A 21,827-nucleotide genomic window follows, 5' to 3' on the forward strand; every position below is an offset into this window, starting at 1 on the left:
AACTTGGCGTTTTATAATACAGTTGATGAGCTAACAATTTCGCACTGTGTGCATAAAATTATATCGCAGTCTTACCATACTGCTTAACAAACTCAGTAACGGGTATGTTATTACAACGTAGGCTACGTGCTTTATGACCATGCAACGCAATACTTGCTAAGCCATTTTTAGCCGCTTTAATACAAAGCTCAGTCTCTGCAGACGACGTTTTTGCAACCAACGCTATTTTCTTTTCAACAGACTCTACAGCCACGTTGTTAGCTTGTTGCGCCATTTCACGAATATCTTGACCATTACAAGTTAATGATTGTGAAAAACGTGAGATAAAAATGCCGTGTTTTTTCGCTTGTGTACGCGCAGCGCTGAGTCCGTGTTGGGCTGCAGTAACACATATCTTAGATTCTGCTGATGCATTACTAGGCATATATTCAACCTGCGCAGAAACAGAAGTAACAGTAGAGAGTGCAACAACTAGTGATAATAACTTAAACATAATATACCCAATTTGAACGAATTTGCGCGCATTATATAACCAGTTTTTTTATTGTAAATGATTAAAACCCCCTTAAAAGCTCATTTAATAGACTATTTACATCTATGTAAAATATTCATCGTGCCACGCTAACAACTATCCATAGTTTTACAATATCTGCTTTATAATTAACCTACTTTGCTATCTGCCAAAAAGCTAAAAACTGTCCATAAATCCTAAAAATAATACTGACAATCACTGTAACTACCTTAAAAAGGAACTTTCACTTATCTGAACCGCTGTTGTTAAAAATACCTTTACAGTTCAATCCATTTAAACGCTAAATACATAATTTACTTTTTATCTACAAATACTTGCTTAACTCACCGCACAGACTATTTTTAATTTTGTTATCCAACATAATTTATGACTCTCTAACCACATAAGGAACTCGCTATGTTATGGCCTGTAAAAAAAGTAACGTGGAAAGTTATTCTGGCAGTATCCACTATCGGTTTACTTAATATTTCAAATGCCTATGCCGAGGTGGCAATTGTTGTCCATCCAAGCAATACATCTTCTTTCGACCAATCAACTATTAAAAAAATTTTTTTAGGTAAGGCAAAGTCTTTTTCCAATGGTCGCTCTGCAATTTTAATCAGCACGAGTGCTAAAGACCCAGTAACCGATGAATTTAATACTAAAGTCATCGGTAAATCGAGTAGTCAAGTTAAAGCTTATTGGTCCAAAATTTTATTTACAGGAAAAGGCACTCCTCCACAAGAGATGGACTCAGCCAGCGAAGTTATTGCCACCGTATCCTCAAATCCAGATGCAATTGCATATGTTGATGCAAGTGCGGCCTCAGACGCAGTCAAAGTTGTGGCAACATTTTAAGTAGGATGTATAAATATGAAAAAATTAATAACCGTCTCTTCAAGCATCGCGATGTTAGTTTCTACTTGTGTATTTGCCGATATGCGGATCGGTGGATACGGCTCTATTATAGCGGGAAAAACACTCGGTACAGTTGATGATCCATTAAACCCTGGACAAACTAGAGATGAAATTCTCACTGCTGACTTTTATGATGTAGGCCAGTATAAAAATGACATTACGTTTAAAGCCGAATCTATTTTTGCTGTTCAAGCGACAATGGACCTAGCTGAGAATTTTAGCGCTACAGCTCAGTTAGTTGCCAAAGGTGTCGATGACTTTGAACCCGAGTTTGATTGGTATTATGTAACCTATAAGCCCACGGACAACCTAACTCTCATGGCTGGTCGACGTAACATACCTATGTATTACTTTTCTGAGTTTTCAGAAGTTGGTTATGCCTACCCTTGGATGCGTCCACCGGCCAACCTTTATTGGTGGCAGGTTACGCAATTCAATGGCGTGCATGCAATGTATGACTTTGAGCTAGGTGATTACTCCAATACCATCACTGTATTTTATGGTAACGAATATTCAGACGACAATGTAGAAATGCTCTACTACAACAAATTGTACGGTGGTTCTGCAAGAACGGTCAATGAGTTTTGGACAGATATAGCTGGGATGAATTGGAATATTTCAGGTGATAATTTCGACCTACGGTTTGTTTATTTCCAAAATGATCGCGACCGAGAAACAATTCAACAAGATGGCAGCATTGACCCTTACACCCCCTTTTCACAAACCTTTATTGGATTGGGTGGTAATATCTCTTTGGATAGGTTCACCTTGTTATTTGACTGGAACTTTGTTGATTACGACGACGATGTAGGCACCGAGTTTCCGACATACTTGCTATCACTTGTATATAACTGGGAAGATTACCAACCCTATATTTCTTACTCTAAAGCAGATCATGAAAGAACTAAAGTGCCCACTGAAGATCTTGAGGAGCACTATATGCTTGGTATCGGCTTAAGGTATAATTTTTTACCAACCGCCGCCTTTAAAATACAATATGATAAATTTGTAGACCAAGGAGACAAAGCTGGGGGCTGGGCGTATCATGGAGATTCTCGCACCATCACCATGGGTGTAGACTTTGTATTTTAATGCTATATGAATACCCTAAAACGCCACACATCGTATGTGGCGTTTTTAATTTTAACCAAGACTGTAAGCTATATACAACTTCAATTCGCGATATCTAATATTTAGCTGACATTAAATGAGTGATATTATTAAACTGCTTAGTTTTTATTGTCATAAGCATGCACTAAAACTCGTGCTTTGCTCCTTAATAGTGCCAATGACAACGACATCATCATGATCATAAGGTAGTTATAATAAATGAAAGTTATCTCTTTTAATATCAATGGACTTCGTGCCAGATTACACCAGCTAAAGGCAATCATCGACAAGCATCAACCCGATGTAATTGGCCTTCAAGAAATAAAAGTACATGATGAAGCATTTCCCTTGGAAGATGTGAAAGCGATGGGTTATCACGTTTATTTTCACGGTCAAAAAGCACATTACGGCGTTGCATTATTATCTAAAGTGCCAGCAAAACATATTCAAAAAGGGTTTTTGAGCGACACTGACGAGTCACAAAAAAGGATGATTATGGGGACTTTTGACAGTCCTTTAGGGAAAGAAGTGACAGTCATGAACGGATATTTTCCGCAAGGCGACAATATCAGCCATGAGACAAAATTTCCTTATAAGCGCCAATTCTATACTGATCTGATGACTCACTTAAATACATATTGTGACAACCAGCAAGCGCTTGTAGTAATGGGAGACATCAATATTTCTCCTACTGATTTAGATATAGGTATCGGAGAAGCCAACCGTAAACGTTGGTTAAAAACGGGTAAGTGTTCTTTCCAGCCAGAAGAACGTCAATGGTTAGATACACTCTTATCTTGGGGCCTAAAAGATACATTTAGAGTGCTAAAGCCTGAAGATACCCAGCAATATTCATGGTTTGATTACCGTTCACGTGGTTTTGATGATAATAGAGGACTGCGGATAGATGTAATTTTAGCAACCGAAAGCCTAATGCAAGATTGCGTTGAAAGCGACATTGATTATGAGTTGAGAAGTATTGAAAAACCTTCAGATCATGCGCCTATTTGGGCAACTTTCAACATTTAGATTATGTGGCTTACTCTCATCGCAGCGGTATTATTTGCCGCTACACTGAACAAGCAAACCTATTATGCTTTGCTCAGTCGCCCTGCACGACAAACCGGTGTATTTGCTTGTGCACTTTGCTTAGCGCTGCTATGGCAAATAAAAGCCGGTATATTAGAACACCTAAACATCCATATATTAGGTGTTACTGCTGCCACACTAATCATGGGCTGGCGACTTGCTTGTTTAAGTGCGCTATTAGCCGGCTTGCTACTTGTCGGTTTTACAGCCCTAACCGCCACGCAACTGCCAGAGCTTTTAATCTTTACAGCATTTATTCCTATTTTTTTAAGCTACAGTTTGTACCTATTGTGTTACCGGTTTTTACCTATGCATTTTTTTGTTTATATTTTTGTCTGCGCATTTTTGTGTGCAGGGGCTGTTGGTGCAGCAAAAATAATTATCAGTGGTGGTTACTTTTATCTTCTTGGCCTGTATGATCCGATCACATTACAAGAGAATTATGTATTTTATGCCGTTATTATGTGGTTTCCAGAAGCGATGTTAAACGGTATGTTAATCACATTACTTATCACCTATCGCCCACATTGGGTTAAAACATTTTACGATCAGGAATATCTAAATAAATGACTTTACTGTATCAGTGCCCTTTGTGCGCTCAGGCACTCGTGCAACATAATCAAAGCCTATGTTGTGAAAATCATCATCAATTTGATTTTGCAAAGGAAGGTTACATCAACCTGCTACCAGTACAACACAAAAAGTCAAAACAACCTGGTGACAATTTACCTATGGTGCAGGCGCGTCGAGCATTTTTTGCAACAGATCACTATGTGTTTTTACAACAAGCAATCGTTGAATTAATTGCATCATACAAGCCAAACACTGTACTTGATTTAGGCTGTGGCGAGGGGTTTTATACTCACGCTATTGCTAACAAAGTAAACGCACAAATTTACGGGGTTGATATCTCTAAATCAGCTATAAAATTTGCTGCCAAACGCTATAAAAACGTCAATTTTAGTGTAGCTTCAATTAAACAAGCGCCGCTAAAGAAACAATCAGCAGATGTACTACTGAGCGTATTTGCCCCCACTTTTGCAGATGAATTACATCGATTATGCGCTAATGATGGTACTTTACTTATTGTCAGTCCAGGACCTAAACACTTATTTGAGTTAAAAGAACATATTTATGATGATGTGCAAGTGCATAACGCCACAAAATCGCCACAAGGATTTGCTTTACACAATCATACATTGCTTGAAACCCAACAAACAATCGAGACAAATACGATTGAAAAACTCATACAAATGACACCATTTGCATGGAAATTCAAAGACAGTCACTACGAAATGCTACATAAATCTGCGTCGCACACCGTAACGCTGTCATTTTATCTTAGCGAATTTAAAGTCGTGTAATAATAAAGCAAAGAGCAGTTTATCTAAAACTGCTCTTTGGTAAACGCCTTGTCCATTTTATTGAACATATCAGATAATAATTTAGCTAAATCTTGGTATCGCGGCTTTCTAGAAGCCATAGGGCTATCATAACCATTTGCAACCATTTTATGGTATAGCTCGTTATACCATGAGTAAAGTGATGGGTTAAGCGGCGTTTCACTACGTTTGCCTAACCATAACAACCCCTGAACTGGTAATGATAAAAAAAACAACGCAATTGCAATTGCCTGAGGCAAATATTGCATTCCTAGCTGACTGGTTTGAAAAAACACCGTAAAAATTGCCAGCATAGGCATAACTGACAACGATATTTCCGTTGCCTTAATAACTCTAAACTCTGCAAACACTGGCGCTAGCTCTTTGCGCATTGGCCATTCCTTTGCGTATTGGCGTCCAAGCTGCACTTGTGAAATAAGACTTTTTTGCATCATCACTCCTAGGTGCTAACTTTTAAATAAAAAATCGGGTAAAATTGCTAATAATTAAGTCAATTAGCCATTTTTCTAGCACGTAGCTTATTCGCCACTATGCTGTAAGCTTAATACGTGTTTACTGTTATTGTCAAAACGGAAAGTCATTATGTCATCTTCCCATGTTCTGGTTTTAAACTGTGGTAGTTCAAGTCTCAAATTTGCCATCATTGATGTTCAATCTGGCTCAGAAGTACTTTCTGGTCTTGCTGAGTGTCTTGCTGAACAACAACCGCTTATAAAATACAAATACGATGGCACAAAACAAACGATCACACTTAATCATGGTGATGCACACCAAGTAGCCATTGCTCAGCTAGTTGAGCTAGTAAAAAAACTCGGACTAGACAAGCACCTAATAGCCATAGGTCATCGAGTCGTGCACGGCGGAGAACACTTTACACATTCCGTACTAATCACAAAAAGTGTGTTAAATGCAATAAAAAAACCAGCACCTTAGCACCACTGCACAACCCAGCTAATTTACTTGGCATTGAAGCCGCGCAAGCTGCATTCTCTTCATTACCACAAGTTGCTGTTTTTGATACCGCGTTTCATCAAACAATGCCACCACAGGCATTTTTATATGCTTTACCATATTCACTATACAAAGAGCACGGTATTCGCCGTTATGGCTTTCATGGTACCAGCCATTATTATGTATCGACCCAAGCCCACAAAGTTTTAGCGTTAGATCAACAAAACTCACGCATTATAAGTGCGCATTTAGGTAACGGTTGCTCAGTAGCTGCCATAAAAAATGGTCAGTCAGTTGACACTAGCATGGGTTTAACACCACTTGAAGGCTTGGTTATGGGCACTCGTAGTGGCGATATCGACCCTGGTATTTTTACCTTTTTAGTAAATCAGCTAAAATATTCACCCACTCAAATAGACTTACTCTTAAATAAACAAAGTGGTCTACAAGGCATCAGTGAATTATCTAACGACTGTCGAACAATTGAAGAAGCCGCTGCAAATGGCCATGAACAAGCACAGCTTGCCTTAGATATATTTTGTTATCGTTTAGCAAAACAGATCGCAGCGTTTGCCGTGCCACTTGGCGGACTTGATGCACTTATTTTTACCGGTGGGATAGGTGAAAACTCCAATACTATCCGCGCCAAAGTTGTCTCTGGGCTTAGTTTTTTAGGGCTACAACTGGATGATGATAAAAACCTGGCTGCACGTTTTGGCCAACAAGGGGTGATCACCACCTCAAGTAAGCCCTGTGCTATTGTAATTCCAACCAATGAGGAGTTGGTCATAGCAACCGACTCCGCTGCCATTGCACAGGAGCTATAATATGGGACGTCGTATTATGCTTATTCCTATATCAACGGGTGTAGGCCTAACTTCTGTTTCGGTGGGGCTTGTCAGAGCATTGGAACAAAAAGCAGTTAAAGTGAATTTTTTCAAACCAATTGCACAACCTCGAAAAGACGAGCATGGCCCTGAAAAATCAACTGTCATTGTGCAACAAGGCTCTGCAGTTACCCCTCCAATGCCTTTCAAACTTAGTTACGCTGAACAAATGATAGGAGATGGCAAAGGTGATGACTTACTTGAAGAAATAGTAGAGCGCTTTGAAAGTGCCATCGCTGATGACGAAGTGGCTATTATTGAAGGCATGGTGCCAACACGTCTACAACCCTATGCAGGACGTGTAAACAGAGAGATAGCACAAACGCTTGGCGCTGATATTGTGTTTGTGCTTACACCGGGCAATGACAACAATGAACAGCTAGAAGACCGCTTAGAAATCGCAGCAGGAAATTACGGAACAGTGAACCATGCCCGTGTTCTGGGTTGTATTTTCAACAAAGTAAATGCGCCGCTCGATGAACAAGGCCGCGCCCGTGCTGATCTTGTTGAACAGCATGACCCTGATGCGTTAGAAAACGAAATAAACCGTCTAGCATCTTTACCTATCTTTCGTAAACACCCGTTTATGTTACTTGGCAGTATACCTTGGGATTTCGACCTAGTCGCTCCACGGGTAATTGATTTACGCAATTATCTAAAAGCGGAAATAATCAATAGTGGTGATATGGAACATCGACGTTTACGCCGAGTTACTTTTTGCGCAAGAACCGTATCAAATATATTGAATCATTTCACACCAGGTGCGCTTTTAGTAACCCCAGGAGATCGCTCTGATGTGCTGGTAGCTGCTTGTTTATCTGCCATGAACGGAACCAAACTAGGTGCTATATTGTTAACTGGTGGCTTTAAACCAGAGCCGCGTATCATGACTTTGTGTGAACAGGCGATGCAAACAGGTTTACCAATTTTGGCAACAAATGCAGACACTTGGCGAACATCTTTGCTTTTACATAATTTCAATATGGAAGTACCCAGTGATGATGACCAGCGCATTGATAAAGTAAAGCAGCACAACGCCAACCATATTGACTCTGATTGGCTTAATGAACTGGCAGTTGGAGTCGCTAAGACACGTAAACTTTCACCACCCGCATTTCGCTATTTGTTAACTGACTTGGCCCGTAAAGCCGACAAAACCATTGTACTTCCAGAGGGTAATGAACCGAGAACAATTAAAGCAGCTGCAATTTGCGGTCAGCGAGGTATCGCGAAAACGATACTACTGGGCGAGCGCGAAGAAATTGAGCGTATTGCAGCACAACAAGGTGTTGAACTTAACGAAAATGTGACAATTTTAGAGCCTCAGAGCCACATTGATAATTACATTGCCCCTATGGTTGAACTACGTAAAGGCAAAGGATTGACAGAAGTTGTTGCTCATGAACAATTACAAGATAACGTGGTACTGGGTACTATGATGCTGGCACAAAATGAAGTAGATGGCCTTGTATCGGGTGCAGTAAACACAACAGCGAATACTATTCGTCCCCCGTTACAGCTTATCAAAACGGCACCAGGTTCATCTTTAGTTAGTTCAGTTTTCTTTATGCTTTTACCAGATCAAGTCTTAGTTTATGGCGATTGTGCAATCAATCCAGATCCAACGGCCGAACAACTTGCTGATATTGCCATTCAGTCCGCAGATTCAGCAGCAGCTTTTGGAATTGACCCGCGTGTTGCTATGATCAGCTACAGCACTGGTACATCCGGTCAAGGTGCTGACGTTGATAAGGTGCGTGAAGCCACTTTATTAGCACAGCAAAAAAGACCTGACCTCGATATTGATGGTCCTTTACAATATGACGCTGCGATTATGGAAAATGTTGCCAAGAAAAAAGCACCCAATAGTAAAGTTGCGGGCAAAGCAACAGTCTTTGTATTTCCAGATTTAAATACTGGTAATACAACCTATAAAGCAGTACAAAGAAGTGCAGAGCTCATTAGTATTGGTCCTATGCTTCAGGGTATGCGAAAACCAGTAAATGACTTAAGCCGCGGCGCGTTAGTGGATGATATTGTATATACTATTGCGCTTACAGCAATACAAGCTCAACAAATTATAGATCAACTAAAGTAACCATTGATTAGCTAAGCGTTTTTTGAGAGTGTCTTTAAAAACTCTTGGCTATACTGATTTTAAGCAAACTTATTGGATAGAGGTAAAGCGTGTCAAAACAAACGCTACAGTTACTCAATCAAACATTTACGATACATAGTTTAGATTGTGATGCCGCTATTCCCAGTGCGGTTGTTAATGCCAATATTTTTTTCATTGCTAAAACCGAAGATGAATTGTCTGTTGTCTGTCCAAGCAACATTCAATTAGATAGTTTTGCTGCTGAAGGGGATTGGAAAGCACTTGAAGTAATTGGTCCGTTAGGATTTTCTCTAACAGGGATTATGGCAAATATATCAGGTGTACTTGCCAAGGCACAAATATCAATTTTCTCGGTATCTACCTACGATACCGATTACATTTTAGTTAAACAACAACAAATCGATGCAGCTATCAAAGCACTCAAAAAAGACGGATATTTGGTTTTATAAATGCAATTCTCTAAATCAGTAGACTACGCCCCTATCGCCTCTGTTGAGCATCTTTTGATGAATCTTGCCAGTCCATTCACTGGCAAAGTTTACCCTCTGAGCGTACATCCAGAGACCTTACTTGCAACAAGTATGTTAGGTAGAGGAGTCTGTGTAGAGATGACAGGTAATAAAGTAACATCTCCCATATCAGGTACTATCGAACAAATAAAACGCAAAGGTTGTGAATTTATTATCGTTGCTGATAATGGCTTAAAACTCATGGTCCATGTTCACTTGCCAAACGAATATAATACACTTAGCCAAAAAACCATCAATGCATTTGGTAAAAAGCACATTGAGCAAGGTGAAATTCTCGCTTATTTCGACCTACCATCATCACAGCAAAAAATATTAGGAACACTCATCGTGCTCAATGCAGATAAGCTCGGACCATGTTATTATCCTTTAAAACAAGTGAGTGCAGGACAAGATCCACTCTTATCCATTACCAAAAAACAATCACCACAGGGCCAGTAATATGACCATCATGTACGGTATTCCAAACTGCGATACAATAAAAAAAGCGAAGAAGTTACTCACCGACAATAACATTGATTTTACTTTCCACGACTATCGAAAAGATGGCATCAATGAGGCTTTAATTGATACTTTCTTTATGCAATTAGGCTGGGAAAATGTGCTCAATAAACGTGGTACAACTTACCGTGCCTTAAGCGATGAGCAAAAACAAACGCTCAATGAACAAAGTGCAAAAAAATTATTGTTAGACGCCCCGGCCATGATCAAACGTCCGATTTTAGTGCATCAAGATCACTATCACCTTGGGTTTAAAAAAGAGCAATACCAAGAGGTTTTCTCTCTATGAATGACAGTCACTTAAGTGAAGTCATAACACTTGCAAGAGCGCTAATCCAACGCCCTTCAGTGACCCCTGAAGATGCTGGATGCCAAGACATAATGAACAAACGCCTTAGTGCTCTTGGATTTAATATCGAAGAGCACTTTTTTGTCGATACGTTAAATACATGGGCAAGAAAAGGGACCGTAGAGCCTCACTTTTGCTTTGCTGGACATACTGACGTTGTGCCCACAGGTGACGAGTCAACATGGCAATACCCTCCGTTCGATGGACAAATTTATAACGGAATGCTACATGGCCGAGGTGCTGCAGATATGAAAGGCTCATTAGCGGCAATGCTTGTGGCTACGGAGCGATTCATCACTAAACACCCAAACCATAATGGGTCAATTTCATTTTTAATTACCTCTGATGAAGAAGGTCCATTTATCAACGGTACAACCCGTATTGTTGATTTATTACAAGCCCGAAATGAAAAGATAGACATGTGCTTGGTCGGTGAGCCGTCATCACGTTCACACCTTGGCGACGTGGTAAAAAATGGACGTAGAGGCTCCTTAACTGGACACTTAACAGTCCAAGGTAAACAAGGCCATGTAGCCTATCCTCACTTGGCAAATAACCCAATACATAAAGCGTCGCCTGCGCTGGCACAACTGAGTGAAACAACTTGGGATAATGGCAACGAATATTTCCCAGCAACTAGTTTTCAAATATCTAACATTCAAGGTGGTACTGGCGCAGGGAATGTTATTCCAGGTGAGTTATACGTGCAGTTTAACTTTCGCTTTAGCACTGAGGTCACGGCCGATGAGTTAAAAACCAAAGTAAATAATATTCTTAAAACACACCAACTTGAATATGAATTAGAATGGACTTTAAATGGCCTGCCATTTTTGACCGAACCTGGGCCTTTACTGGATGTCACCCTATCTGCGATTGAAGAAATCACTGGCACAATTAGTACTGCAGAAACTTCTGGTGGCACCTCTGATGGACGTTTTATTGCTCAAACTGGTGCTAAAGTGATCGAGCTTGGCCCCCTTAATGCTACAATCCACCAAGTAAATGAATGTGTGAGCATCGAAGATTTAGATAATCTTGCGCTTATTTATGAACGCATATTAGAAAAACTGCTGACTTGAGGCTTTTATGGATATGTCAAAAATTGCCTGCGGCTTATCTGATGTACACCTCGCCTGCTGGCAAAACAACTATGTGCATAAAGAAATCACGGATGACCTGAACGCGTTATACATCGCAGCCAAGCGAGACGGTTTTGAGCTGCGTATTGCGTCAAGCTATAGGGGCTTTGAACGTCAGGCTGCTATTTGGAACGCAAAATTCTCCAAGCAACGCCCTGTCTATGATATCAATGGTCAAGAAGTTGACTTATCTAAACTAGATGAACAAGCTAAGTGTGAAGCAATTATGCTTTTCTCTGCTTTGCCGGGTGGCAGTCGACATCACTTTGGCAGCGATTTAGACATATATGCTGCAAATTGCCTTGCGCCAAATCAAAACTTGCAACTTGAACCATGGGAGTATCAACTAGGTGGGCCATTTGCTGAGTTTAGCAATTGGCTAGATGAACATTTACAAACGTACAGCTTTTTTAAACCCTACAATTGCTATCAAGGAGGCGTGGCTCAAGAGCCTTGGCATATTAGCCACCAGCGTGTTGCTAAGCAACTTGAACAGTATCAAAACATACACAACATCGCTGCAGCATTAAAAAATCAAGAGGTGTTAGGAAAAAAAGCAATTTTAAGCAATTTAGCAACGCTTTATAACCGCTTTATCACCAATATTACTTACCCAGTCTAAATGTGCATCTAGACACAACCAAGTGATAGCTGTGTCTCATAAAACATTTAAGATTGACGATAGTTTGCAAAAAACCGCTGCATACGGGCCATTGCAGGCTCTAATTCATCTTTATGTGGTAAAAATACCAATCTAAAATGATCTGGCTCTGGCCAATTGAATGCACGTCCATGGACAAGCAGTATCTTTTCTTCTCGTAACAAATCGAGCATTAATTTTTCATCATTCTTTACGTTAAACTTGAGTGTGTCGATTTTAGCAAACGCATAGAGTGCACCTTTTGGTTTAACGCACGACAAACCTTCTATATTGTTTAGACCATCATAAGCTATATTTCGCTGCTCAAATAACCTTCCACCGGGCTCAATTAAAGCATCAATAGATTGCACCCCCCCAAGCGCTTGTTGAATTGCAAACTGTGCAGGTACGTTCGCGCATAAACGCATTGAGGCAAGCATATCTAATCCCGTTGCTAAATCTCCCATTGCACTGACTTTACCGCTTAAAATCATCCAGCCCATCCTCAGACCAGCTGCACGATAAGTTTTAGCCAAACCATTAAAAGTAATAACAGGTAAATCATCACACATTGCAGCTATTGAGGTGTGCTCAGCACCATCGTATAAGATTTTTTCGTATATCTCATCACTCAATAGCAGCAACTGGTGCTCACGCGCGATATCAATTAACCCTTGAAGTAGCGCTTTATCGTATACGGCTCCGGTGGGGTTATTCGGATTTATCAGCACAAGTGCTTTGGTTTTATTCGTTATTTTTTGTTTTATATCGACTAAATCAGGAAACCAATCTTGTTGTTCATCACAGCGATAATGAACAGGTGTTCCCCCTGCCAACTTGACCGACGCTGTCCACAACGGATAATCAGGTGCAGGAATAAGCACTTCATCACCATTATTAAGCAATGCTTGAGTGGTCATTTGGATCAGCTCACTCACTCCGTTACCAATGTAAATATTATCAACACTGATATTTGGTAACGATTTTTGCTGATAGTGCTGGTACACCGCCACACGTGCTGAATATAACCCTTTAGAATCACAATAGCCTTGAGCTGAGTATAAATTGCGAATAATGTCTCGGTGCATGTCCTCCGGCATATCAAAGCCAAAAGCTGCCGGGTTACCTATATTGAGCTTGAGTACTTTGAGCCCATCTTCTTCCATTTTTTTGGCTTGTGTGAGCACTGGGCCACGAATGTCATAGCACACACCGTCAAGTTTGTTACTTTTTGTAATTTTTGTCATTTATCCCCCCATTTCCAATGCCTAGCATAGCCTATATATGCCCAGAAAAACCAGAGGGATAAACGAAGATATCTATAGAATAATAAAAGTTATGGATTCATCGCAAGCCATTGCAGCAACTGAGACTTAGAGCCAACAACTTGCTCTGTTATCTGTTCCATATTTTCAGTAACACTAAGCTCATCTCCTTTGATTAACCCCTGCTCAATCGCTCTGGCTGTGCCGCTTAAGCTAATTGCACCAAACTGAGCAGCGTTAGACTTTAAACTGTGGGCATGACGTATAGCTTCTTGCTTATCGCAATCAAGCGCCAATTTGAGATCGTTCTCTAACCTTTCAAATTCACTGCAACAAAAAACCAAAGTGTCTTCAAATTGCTCCCCAAGCAGAGATTGCATACTTTCCAGTGCACCATTATCAATACTTACGTTCATAAAATTCCCTTCCAACAGGTCGTTACTTGTAATGCTAGACAATTCACCTATCGTTAGCAAAACAATTTGATATTTATGATAACATTTATCATGTGTTTTTGTTTTAGAGCAAACAATGAAGAGAAATTGTTGTACAAAGTGCCATTACCCTGAAACAACATGTGTATGTCATTATGTAACCCCTTCACTACCAAATAAAACCAAAATTATCGTTTTACAATACCCAGACGAAGTATCTCTGGCAAAAAATACGGTACGACTTTTAAAATTACAGCTAACCAATATTTGCGTTTTCACTGGAGAAAGTAGTGATGACTTTACTCAAGTGCAAAAAATAACGCAAAACCAACGGTGTGCCTTATTATATCCCAATGAGCAAGCTATCACTGTGCAACAGCTCAGTGTTCAGCATGCTCCCATAGACGTACTAATTGTTATTGATGGTACGTGGAAAAAAGCACACAAAATATTTGCCCTAAATCCATGGCTCAATAAACTCCCCAAAGTGACTTTTTCTCAAATACCCAAAAACCAATATCGCATCCGCAAGGCTGAGCAAGCACATAGTTTATCAACTTTAGAGGCTGTTTCACTATTTTTGAATGAATATGAACATATAGATCAACAACCCTTGCTTAATTTACTCAATGGGATGGTAATGCAACAAACGAAGTTGATGCCAGAGCACGTTAAATCTCGGTATAAATTATGAGTTACATACCAAGGATCGCATCTAACTTTAAAAGAGAAGGCCCTGATTATCGCTTTGATGATCAGGCGGATTTTCAAGAAATTAAACATACCTTTGGCTTTAGAACAGTCACAATCGGAAGTTGGGTTACCCCTGATGAACAGCGTATTGGCGCTAATTTAATTTATGATGCATTGGCTGACTTAGCACAGATTTTACAAGTTCCCCCGCAGGTTATAGGCCTAAGAGGTACTCTCAACTTTGCTTTCGGTGCGGGGGGACAACTCGGTGTACAAGCACATTATGATGCAGCAGCAAGAACCCTAGCGCTGGCAAAAAATGCCGGAGCTGGTGCTCTGGCGCATGAGTGGTGGCATGCATTTGACCACTATATTTGTAAAAAACTATTTGCCAGTACAACACCCCTATCATTTGCATCTAGCCTATGGCTACAGTGTAATGTCACTTACCGCCACCCACTTAATTTATTATTAGATCAATTTTTTAAGCAACTATTTTTAAGTGACAATACTGATCAACCCAGCCGATTTTTTCAACAAGCTAAAGCACTTGATATGCAATACAATTTACTCTATTTTAGCCGTCCACAAGAAATGAGCGCCCGCGCTTTTGAAGCATGCATAAGCCACAATCCAAAAATACTCAATGAGTATCTCGTAAGCGGAGTAAAAAACAGCAAACTACAAAAACAAGGAGGATTCCCATGTTTAGATAATATAATCACCCTATCAGACATCATCTTTCACTACTTCAGTAAGCTAGGTACTGCTTTACATCGTCACTGTGACTAACCTTATACAACCACTTCAAATAGTCCTCAAATGCCAATGGTTTCGATATAAAATAACCTTGTCCATAATCGCAGCCATAATGCTGTAAACGCGTGTAGCTTTGCTCACTTTCAATACCTTCAGCAACCACCCTTAGACCCAAACTATGCGCCAAATCTGACATTGCTTTAGTGATGGTCTGATTACTTTTAGAAGTTTCTATATCCATAACAAACTGCTTATCAATTTTTAATTCATCAAACCCTAAGCGACTTAAGTAAGCTAACGAGGAATAACCTGTTCCGAAGTCATCGAGCGCTAATTTTACGCCTACACTACGATAATCATCTAATATGTTTTTCAAGTATATTTCATTGGCGATTGTGACTGACTCTGTAATTTCAATCACAATTTGTGACGGATTTAAATTCAGTTGATTCACCAAAGTTATTAAATGTACCAACAGTTCTTTTTTTGCGAGATCTTTTCCTGAAATGTTAAGCGATAAAACATGCCCTGGATACTGTTCAACCAGCTGTTTTTGGTAATTTAACCCTTTTTCCAATACTAATTCAGTTAAAGAGTGAATTAGCCCTGATGATTCAGCAATAGGAATAAATTCATCAGGCGGTATTTGTCCTAATTTAGGGTGAAACCACCTTAATAAACCTTCGCAGCCATACACTTTCCCAGTTGATAAATTTATTTGCGGCTGAAGATACAAGTTGAAGCTATCATTCTCAATTGCATCCTTAAGTGCAGATGATAACTGCATTCGACGCTCAGATATCACAGAATTAGCCAGATCAAATATTTGCCAACGCTCACTATGATCCGATTTGGTGGCTAGCGCTAACATTGCTTTTTGAACGAGTCCTTCAGCAGTCTTTGCATGCAAGGGATAGTGAGCAACACCCACTTCAATTTCATCAACCAATCGAATACCTTTATAGTCGATCCCTTCTTCAAACACGCTTGATAAAATACACACATATTGCTCTATTTGGCTTAATGACAGCTTACCAAGCAAAGTAATACCAAAAGTACAGTCATCTAAGCGGAATATTTCTGTATTATGGGCCTTTTGATCTCTTAGCGTTAAGGTGCCATAGGTATCCAACTGCAAATGCAATTTGCTAAAAAGCTCATTCAAATGCTTATTTGCATGTTCAAGGCCCAAATTTAATCGTATTGAGTGGATAACTAAAGGTCTAAATAACAACAAAGTATGATGCGTATTAGCATGCACTAAATGCGTTAAATATTGATTCAAAGCATAACGATTTGAAAGCCCTGTATCTGGGTCATGTAAACTATAAAATAGTACTCGCTCTTTAAGTTTTTTATCGTTAACAAATATATTGAACATAAGTAGTAGGATATGCATCACAATTGCTAATTTACTCACTTCAAGCATCTGACCGTTGGTAATAATACCTAATTGCATACTTACCCACACGAAGCCAAGTGCCAACATAGGCAACCAAGCGCCCGCCATTAGCCAAATATCTGTGGTTACCTCTGTTCGACATTGATAGTAAACTGCAATTAATACCGCTGCAGTGACCAGGCAAGCTAAAGCTTGAAATTGGTTTGATAAGGCAGTCCCCATACCAAACAATATTGCAGCGCCTACAACGAGCCCCCCAGTTGTGACCCAAACTAAGTATGAAAGCTCTTTATTGTCTTTCATCGACGGAAAACATGATTTATGGTACACCAAGCACATAGCACAGGCCAAAATGAGCCAGCTGCCATTTAAAGAAGCGATTGATTTACCCATTTCAAGCGGCAAATAAAAATAAATGCTGCCATTGTTAACACTACATTGTATAGCTAAAAAGCTTATATAAATACCAAGTAAAGCCAAGTGTTTACGCTTAGTTATTAACGCCATACCCGCTAATAATAAAGCGATAAAGTATAGCAACCCAAGTTCAATACCATACCAAAATAATTTCGACTGATTTTGCTTTTTGAAGTTGGCTTGTGACGTCACGAAGTAATTAAACTTCACTGTATAGGGAGAACGAATATGAATATATACCAGTGAGTTTTGCACGGCAGGCGCAAACATAATATGGGGAGAAATACTTTGTAGACGAGAGTAAGAAGCATTATTTGGGGGGATTGTTACTCGCTCTTCGACATTGCCCCGTAAAACTCGATAAAATTCAACCAAGCTATTAATTGGCTTTTCTATATAAAGCACATAACTTGAACCAGACAAATTCAATTGTGAGGTCTCGACTCTAAGCCAGGTTGATACTAACTTGGGTGCGATAGAAGATTGCTTATCAAGTGCTACAAATTCACTTTGTCTTTGTAAAATATCTTCGATCGGCTGTTGGTTGCTTAAATCATTATAGTAAGAAACTGGTGAAGCCAAAGAGCCACAACTAACTATCACGGTTAGATAAAGCATAAACACCAGAAAGGTTTTATTAATACCCATCTTAACTCCTTTAAAAACGCATCATGTGTTTACGCATGACTATTAGTTAGTATGGAAGTTTTCTGGGTTAATGCGAGCAAATAAATAATAAAGAGGCGGTGCATGTCGGTACACCTAAAATCCACCGCCTGTTAAAAGCGGTAATTAATTGTTGTTATTGTCGGCACTGATACGACTGGCAACCGCACTATTCTGGCCTTTATATTTTGCATCTTTACGGATGTTATAAGGGTTATCAGCAGCACTGGTCATCGTTTCAAAGCTCAACGCCCCTATTTTCATTTTTGGTCTTAAAGCCAAAGGTAATTTACCCGAATTATAAAATTCAAGGACGATATTGCCCGCCCAACCAGGGTCAATTCGATGTGCTGTTACATGCACCATAAGCCCTAACCGTGCTAATGATGAGCGTCCATCTAACCAACTAAATCTGCAGGTAATGTCACCGATTCATAAGTCATCGCTAAGGCTAATTGACCAGGATGTAAGAAAAACGCTTGTCCATCTTCAAGTACAATTTCGTCACTCATAATCGACTCCATTGCCGCATTAAGCTGATCTTTAGGTCCACTTAAATCCACGTAGGGCGCACCATAGTCTTGAAATACACGAAACTTATTACCCAGTCTTAAGTCAACTGTAATACCAGAGATCATGTCTTCACTTGGCGCAGGCTCGATAATGATTTTTTGTTCTGCAACTGCTTGCTTTATATGTTTATCTGATAATCTCATTAATCAGTCATCCGTAATGACGATATCGACAGTTGGGGCCGACAGCGTTTGATAATAGAGCATGCTGCTGAGTGTTTGAGCGCATGCTGCGTAATGTTCAAAAATATTTGCATGCTTAACGGATAGGCAACCTCCAAGTTCAGACGTCTCTCTGATCTCCATGTTAAGCGGTATCGCGGCCAACAATGGTACAGCATGTCGAAGTGCTAACTGTTCGCCACCGTGTTTGCCAAACACATGATTTTTTTCACCACAATGCGTGCATACAAAATGGCTCATATTTTCAATTAACCCCAAAATAGGTAAGTTAACCTTGTTGAACATGGCGATGCCTTTTTGTGCATCAAGCAATGCCAAGTCTTGCGGGGTTGTCACAATCAACGCGCCACTGGCTGGTACTTTTTGTGTCATTGTTAATTGAATATCACCCGTGCCCGGTGGCATATCTACAATTAAATAGTCAAGTTCACCCCATTGAGTTTCGTTCAGCAACTGGTTAAGTGCGCCAGATGCCATTGGGCCACGCCAAACGGTGGCATCTTGTGGAGAAACTAAAAAACCAATTGATTGTACCTTAATTCCATCTTTGCTGATTGGATTTAGCGTTTGGTTATCTTGCGTTGTCGGTTTTTCATCCATAACTGAAAACAATGAAGGAATAGAAGGCCCATATATGTCAGCATCGAGCACACCCACTTTGCCACCTTGAGCTTGCAAAGCTCGCGCTAAGTTTACTGCTGTTGTTGACTTACCAACCCCACCTTTACCCGAAGCAATTAAAATAATATGTTTGATTTTTTTGAATTTATAGGTTTTTGGCAACGCACAGTCAACAACGACCTTTATGCTTTTATCAAGTTTTGACGATAGCATTTGCCCTAAAAGAACAGCAGTTCCAGATGCCGCAAATGGCAGATTCAACGACATTTTTACTTCTGAACCCTGAATGTCAATTTTCTCCACCCAGCTTGACTCAATACCTAATGGAAATACGCTACTTTTATACGCTGCCAACTCGCTAAAAATCTGTTGTTCTAATTGATTGTCTTTTTTAAAAAGTTTATTGAGGCCAAACATAGAAATAAAACGCACTCTAGTGATGAAAAAGGCCACGGAATTATGTAACATTCAACCCATTAAAACCAGTCTATTAATGCGATACATGTCACTAAAATGGCAAGTGATGGCTTAAACTTTGCGGTTTGGCTGATAATTGAACGCAGTCACGCGACAATCTTGGAACAGTTATGACGAAGAGAAAAATTCTCATCACCAGTGCATTACCTTATGCAAACGGACCTACGCACCTTGGTCACATGTTAGAATATATTCAAACAGACATTTGGTCTCGCTTTCAAAAATTACGCGGCCATGAAACCTATTATGTGTGCGCAGATGATGCACACGGCACGCCCATTATGCTTAATGCACAAAAGCAAGGGATCAGCCCTGAAGAAATGGTTAAAAATGTCAGTATTGAGCGCCAACGCGACTTTGCAGATTTTAATATTGAATTTGATAACTATCATAGTACTCACAGTGAAGAAAACCGTGAACTAAGCGCGCTTATTTATAAGCGTTTAGATCAAAAAGGTCATATTAAAAAGCGTACGATTTCTCAGCTTTTTGACCCTGAAAAAAGCATTTTCCTACCAGATCGTTTCGTAACAGGTACTTGTCCAACGTGTGATGCACAGGATCAAAATGGTGACAGCTGTGACGCTTGTGGGGCAACCTATAGCCCTACTGAGTTAAAAAAACCACGTTCAGTTATGTCAGGGGCAACACCTGTATTAAAAGACTCTGAGCATTACTTTTTTGACTTGCCCGCTTTTGAGGGCATGTTAAAAGAGTGGTTACACTCTGGTTCCTTACAATCAGAGATGGCAAATAAACTTGAAGAATGGTTTGCTGATGGCCTGCAGCAGTGGGACATTAGCCGTGATGCTCCCTACTTTGGCTTTGAAATTCCAGGCGCTCCTGGTAAATACTTCTACGTTTGGCTCGATGCACCAATCGGTTACATGGCAAGTTTTAAAAATCTCTGTGATAAAAAAGGCCTAGATTTTGATGAGTTCTGGGCTGAGGGCGCTAACACAGAACTCTATCATTTCATTGGTAAAGATATTATCTACTTCCACAGCCTATTTTGGCCTGCCATGTTAGAGGGTGCGCAGTTCCGTAAGCCAACAAATGTCTATGCACATGGCTTTGTAACAGTTAATGGCGCAAAGATGTCTAAGTCCAAAGGAACCTTTATCAAGGCGCGTACCTACTTAGAACATTTAGACCCAGAGTTTTTAAGGTATTACTTTGGGGCCAAATTAAATAGCGGCATTACCGACTTAGATCTAAATTTAGACGATTTTGCGCAACGTGTTAACTCGGATTTAGTCGGTAAAGTTGTCAACATTGCATCACGCTGTGCCGGTTTTATTAGCAAAAAATTTGACGGCAAAATGAGTGATAATGTGCTTGAACCAGAGCTTATTGCGCAGTTTAAAGACGCCTCTGAGGGCATTGCGCAATATTATGAACAACGTGATTACAGCAGAGCCATTCGTGAAATTATGACCCTTGCTGATAAAGCAAACCAGTTTATTGATGCACAGGCACCATGGGTATTAATTAAAGATGAGCAAACGCAAGCACAAGCGCATGATGTGTGTTCTGCTGGTCTGAATATGTTCAAAATATTAATGACCTATTTAAAACCTGTTTTACCTGCCATGGCTGCCAATGTAGAGCAATTTTTGAATACTGAATTAACTTGGGATAGTACGCAAGATGTACTTACTGGGCATAGTATCAACAAATTTAAAGCACTCATGCAACGTGTTGATATGGATAAGGTAAACCTGATGCTAGATGAATCTAAAGAAAGCTTGGAAGCCAGCAACAAACCTAAACTTGACCCAAATAGCCCACTTGCTAAAGAACCTATTTGCGAAGAGATTGAGTTTAATGACTTTGCCAAAGTAGACTTACGCGTCGCTAAAATAGCCAAAGCTGAACATGTCGAAGGCGCAGAAAAGTTACTTAAACTCACACTTGATTTAGGTGGTGAAACTCGCCAAGTATTTGCAGGCATAAAATCAGCATACTCTCCTGAGGAGATTGAAGGTAAGCTGACTGTAATGGTCGCTAACTTAAAGCCACGAAAAATGCGCTTTGGTATGTCAGAAGGTATGGTTTTAGCAGCAGGCCCAGGCGGCAAAGAAATTTATATTTTAAATCCAGATGATGGTTCTGAACCAGGCATGCGCGTCATGTAAGCTCTTTATTTTATATTTTTAAAGGCCCATGATGGGCCTTTTCTATATTTATACCT

At 39.9% G+C, this 21,827-nt stretch carries 20 protein-coding genes and 2 pseudogenes; 15 read left to right on the forward strand and 7 right to left on the reverse strand.

Going from position 1 to position 21,827, the window contains the following annotated elements; translation table 11 throughout:
- Positions 1-58: 58 nt before the first annotated feature.
- Positions 59-493, reverse strand: a complete 435-nt coding sequence (locus tag SANK73390_RS20060; protein WP_462768114.1) for an exonuclease III — start codon at positions 491-493, stop codon at positions 59-61.
- Positions 494-928: 435 nt separating this feature from the next.
- Here SANK73390_RS20060 and SANK73390_RS20065 point away from each other — a divergent pair, with 435 nt between their 5' ends.
- The 5 genes from SANK73390_RS20065 to rlmA all read left to right on the forward strand — a co-directional run bounded on the left by SANK73390_RS20065 (position 929) and on the right by rlmA (position 4,992).
- Positions 929-1,369: a substrate-binding domain-containing protein gene (locus SANK73390_RS20065; protein ID WP_261592898.1), complete on the forward strand. Its 441-nt coding sequence runs from the start codon at positions 929-931 to the stop codon at positions 1,367-1,369.
- Between the two features lie 15 nt (positions 1,370-1,384).
- On the forward strand, positions 1,385-2,521 hold the full coding sequence (locus SANK73390_RS20070) for a porin (protein ID WP_462768115.1): 1,137 nt from the start codon (positions 1,385-1,387) through the stop codon (positions 2,519-2,521).
- Positions 2,522-2,758: 237 nt separating this feature from the next.
- Positions 2,759-3,568, forward strand: a complete 810-nt coding sequence (gene xthA, locus SANK73390_RS20075; protein ID WP_462768116.1) for an exodeoxyribonuclease III — start codon at positions 2,759-2,761, stop codon at positions 3,566-3,568.
- 3 nt (positions 3,569-3,571) lie between these two features.
- Entirely contained in the window at positions 3,572-4,198 is a 627-nt protein-coding gene (locus SANK73390_RS20080; protein ID WP_462768117.1) for an energy-coupling factor ABC transporter permease, read from the forward strand.
- Positions 4,195-4,992: a 23S rRNA (guanine(745)-N(1))-methyltransferase gene (rlmA, locus tag SANK73390_RS20085; protein ID WP_462768118.1), complete on the forward strand. Its 798-nt coding sequence runs from the start codon at positions 4,195-4,197 to the stop codon at positions 4,990-4,992. The genes SANK73390_RS20080 and rlmA overlap by 4 nt, the downstream gene beginning before the upstream one ends.
- A 23-nt stretch (positions 4,993-5,015) precedes the next feature.
- On the opposite strand, the gene yfbV is transcribed toward rlmA, so the two are convergent.
- Positions 5,016-5,462 (reverse strand): terminus macrodomain insulation protein YfbV, encoded by a 447-nt coding sequence (gene yfbV, locus SANK73390_RS20090; RefSeq protein WP_462768119.1) that lies wholly within the window; start codon positions 5,460-5,462, stop codon positions 5,016-5,018.
- 151 nt (positions 5,463-5,613) lie between these two features.
- Between yfbV and SANK73390_RS20095 the strand changes: the two are divergent.
- From SANK73390_RS20095 to SANK73390_RS20125, 7 genes and pseudogenes are all read left to right on the forward strand, one after another.
- Positions 5,614-6,809 (forward strand): annotated as a pseudogene (locus SANK73390_RS20095) (acetate kinase).
- Between the two features lies 1 nt (position 6,810).
- Entirely contained in the window at positions 6,811-8,967 is a 2,157-nt protein-coding gene (gene pta / locus SANK73390_RS20100) for a phosphate acetyltransferase (protein ID WP_462768120.1), read from the forward strand.
- Positions 8,968-9,056: 89 nt separating this feature from the next.
- The gene (locus SANK73390_RS20105; protein WP_261592889.1) at positions 9,057-9,437 is read left to right on the forward strand and encodes an ACT domain-containing protein; all 381 of its coding nucleotides are present in this window, start codon (positions 9,057-9,059) and stop codon (positions 9,435-9,437) included.
- Positions 9,438-9,956, forward strand: coding sequence for a PTS glucose transporter subunit IIA (locus SANK73390_RS20110; protein WP_462768121.1), 519 nt, complete (start codon positions 9,438-9,440; stop codon positions 9,954-9,956).
- Between the two features lies 1 nt (position 9,957).
- A complete protein-coding gene (locus SANK73390_RS20115) occupies positions 9,958-10,305 on the forward strand; it encodes an ArsC family reductase (protein WP_462768122.1) in 348 nt (115 codons plus the stop codon).
- Complete coding sequence (dapE, locus tag SANK73390_RS20120; protein WP_462768123.1) at positions 10,302-11,444, forward strand: succinyl-diaminopimelate desuccinylase; 1,143 nt, start codon at positions 10,302-10,304, stop codon at positions 11,442-11,444. Before SANK73390_RS20115 ends, dapE begins: the two co-directional genes overlap by 4 nt.
- A 7-nt stretch (positions 11,445-11,451) precedes the next feature.
- Positions 11,452-12,126 (forward strand): M15 family metallopeptidase, encoded by a 675-nt coding sequence (locus tag SANK73390_RS20125; RefSeq protein ID WP_462768124.1) that lies wholly within the window; start codon positions 11,452-11,454, stop codon positions 12,124-12,126.
- A gap of 47 nt (positions 12,127-12,173) precedes the next feature.
- Here the strand turns inward: SANK73390_RS20125 and SANK73390_RS20130 are convergent, their stop codons facing one another.
- Together SANK73390_RS20130 and SANK73390_RS20135 are read right to left on the reverse strand one after the other, a co-directional pair.
- Positions 12,174-13,391, reverse strand: a complete 1,218-nt coding sequence (locus tag SANK73390_RS20130; protein ID WP_462768125.1) for a pyridoxal phosphate-dependent aminotransferase — start codon at positions 13,389-13,391, stop codon at positions 12,174-12,176.
- An 89-nt stretch (positions 13,392-13,480) separates the two neighbouring features.
- Complete coding sequence (locus SANK73390_RS20135) at positions 13,481-13,825, reverse strand: Hpt domain-containing protein (protein WP_462768126.1); 345 nt, start codon at positions 13,823-13,825, stop codon at positions 13,481-13,483.
- A 115-nt stretch (positions 13,826-13,940) separates the two neighbouring features.
- Between SANK73390_RS20135 and SANK73390_RS20140 the strand changes: the two genes are divergently transcribed.
- The gene (locus tag SANK73390_RS20140) at positions 13,941-14,537 is read left to right on the forward strand and encodes a tRNA-uridine aminocarboxypropyltransferase (protein WP_462768127.1); all 597 of its coding nucleotides are present in this window, start codon (positions 13,941-13,943) and stop codon (positions 14,535-14,537) included.
- A complete protein-coding gene (locus tag SANK73390_RS20145; protein ID WP_462768128.1) occupies positions 14,534-15,328 on the forward strand; it encodes a CLCA_X family protein in 795 nt (264 codons plus the stop codon). Before SANK73390_RS20140 ends, SANK73390_RS20145 begins: the two co-directional genes overlap by 4 nt.
- On the opposite strand, the gene SANK73390_RS20150 is transcribed toward SANK73390_RS20145, so the two are convergent.
- The 3 genes and pseudogenes from SANK73390_RS20150 to apbC all read right to left on the reverse strand — a co-directional run bounded on the left by SANK73390_RS20150 (position 15,288) and on the right by apbC (position 19,573).
- Positions 15,288-17,762 carry an EAL domain-containing protein gene (locus SANK73390_RS20150; protein ID WP_462768129.1) on the reverse strand — a complete coding sequence of 825 codons (2,475 nt, stop codon included), beginning with the start codon at positions 17,760-17,762 and terminating at the stop codon, positions 15,288-15,290. The two genes, SANK73390_RS20145 and SANK73390_RS20150, sit on opposite strands and share 41 nt — an antisense overlap.
- 144 nt (positions 17,763-17,906) lie before the next feature.
- Positions 17,907-18,496 (reverse strand): annotated as a pseudogene (dcd, locus tag SANK73390_RS20155) (dCTP deaminase).
- 3 nt (positions 18,497-18,499) lie between these two features.
- Positions 18,500-19,573 (reverse strand): iron-sulfur cluster carrier protein ApbC, encoded by a 1,074-nt coding sequence (apbC, locus tag SANK73390_RS20160; protein ID WP_462768153.1) that lies wholly within the window; start codon positions 19,571-19,573, stop codon positions 18,500-18,502.
- Between the two features lie 170 nt (positions 19,574-19,743).
- Here apbC and metG point away from each other — a divergent pair, with 170 nt between their 5' ends.
- Positions 19,744-21,771 (forward strand): methionine--tRNA ligase, encoded by a 2,028-nt coding sequence (metG, locus tag SANK73390_RS20165; protein WP_462768130.1) that lies wholly within the window; start codon positions 19,744-19,746, stop codon positions 21,769-21,771.
- Positions 21,772-21,827 lie beyond the last annotated feature (56 nt).

Source organism: Pseudoalteromonas sp. SANK 73390 (assembly GCF_054966645.1).

Bases quoted from the DNA above. Each gene is read 5' to 3' on its own strand.
- yfbV (WP_462768119.1), bottom strand. From the start codon at position 5,462: ATGCAAAAAAGTCTTATTTCACAAGTGCAGCTTGGACGCCAATACGCA.
- SANK73390_RS20145 (WP_462768128.1), top strand. From the start codon at position 14,534: ATGAGTTACATACCAAGGATCGCATCTAACTTTAAAAGAGAAGGCCCT.
- SANK73390_RS20060 (WP_462768114.1), bottom strand. From the start codon at position 493: ATGTTTAAGTTATTATCACTAGTTGTTGCACTCTCTACTGTTACTTCT.
- rlmA (WP_462768118.1), top strand. From the start codon at position 4,195: ATGACTTTACTGTATCAGTGCCCTTTGTGCGCTCAGGCACTCGTGCAA.
- SANK73390_RS20110 (WP_462768121.1), top strand. From the start codon at position 9,438: ATGCAATTCTCTAAATCAGTAGACTACGCCCCTATCGCCTCTGTTGAG.
- SANK73390_RS20150 (WP_462768129.1), bottom strand. From the start codon at position 17,762: ATGGGTATTAATAAAACCTTTCTGGTGTTTATGCTTTATCTAACCGTG.
- metG (WP_462768130.1), top strand. From the start codon at position 19,744: ATGACGAAGAGAAAAATTCTCATCACCAGTGCATTACCTTATGCAAAC.
- SANK73390_RS20130 (WP_462768125.1), bottom strand. From the start codon at position 13,391: ATGACAAAAATTACAAAAAGTAACAAACTTGACGGTGTGTGCTATGAC.
- xthA (WP_462768116.1), top strand. From the start codon at position 2,759: ATGAAAGTTATCTCTTTTAATATCAATGGACTTCGTGCCAGATTACAC.
- SANK73390_RS20080 (WP_462768117.1), top strand. From the start codon at position 3,572: ATGTGGCTTACTCTCATCGCAGCGGTATTATTTGCCGCTACACTGAAC.
- SANK73390_RS20140 (WP_462768127.1), top strand. From the start codon at position 13,941: ATGAAGAGAAATTGTTGTACAAAGTGCCATTACCCTGAAACAACATGT.
- SANK73390_RS20135 (WP_462768126.1), bottom strand. From the start codon at position 13,825: ATGAACGTAAGTATTGATAATGGTGCACTGGAAAGTATGCAATCTCTG.
- SANK73390_RS20115 (WP_462768122.1), top strand. From the start codon at position 9,958: ATGACCATCATGTACGGTATTCCAAACTGCGATACAATAAAAAAAGCG.
- SANK73390_RS20125 (WP_462768124.1), top strand. From the start codon at position 11,452: ATGGATATGTCAAAAATTGCCTGCGGCTTATCTGATGTACACCTCGCC.
- SANK73390_RS20065 (WP_261592898.1), top strand. From the start codon at position 929: ATGTTATGGCCTGTAAAAAAAGTAACGTGGAAAGTTATTCTGGCAGTA.
- dapE (WP_462768123.1), top strand. From the start codon at position 10,302: ATGAATGACAGTCACTTAAGTGAAGTCATAACACTTGCAAGAGCGCTA.
- pta (WP_462768120.1), top strand. From the start codon at position 6,811: ATGGGACGTCGTATTATGCTTATTCCTATATCAACGGGTGTAGGCCTA.
- apbC (WP_462768153.1), bottom strand. From the start codon at position 19,573: ATGTTTGGCCTCAATAAACTTTTTAAAAAAGACAATCAATTAGAACAA.
- SANK73390_RS20070 (WP_462768115.1), top strand. From the start codon at position 1,385: ATGAAAAAATTAATAACCGTCTCTTCAAGCATCGCGATGTTAGTTTCT.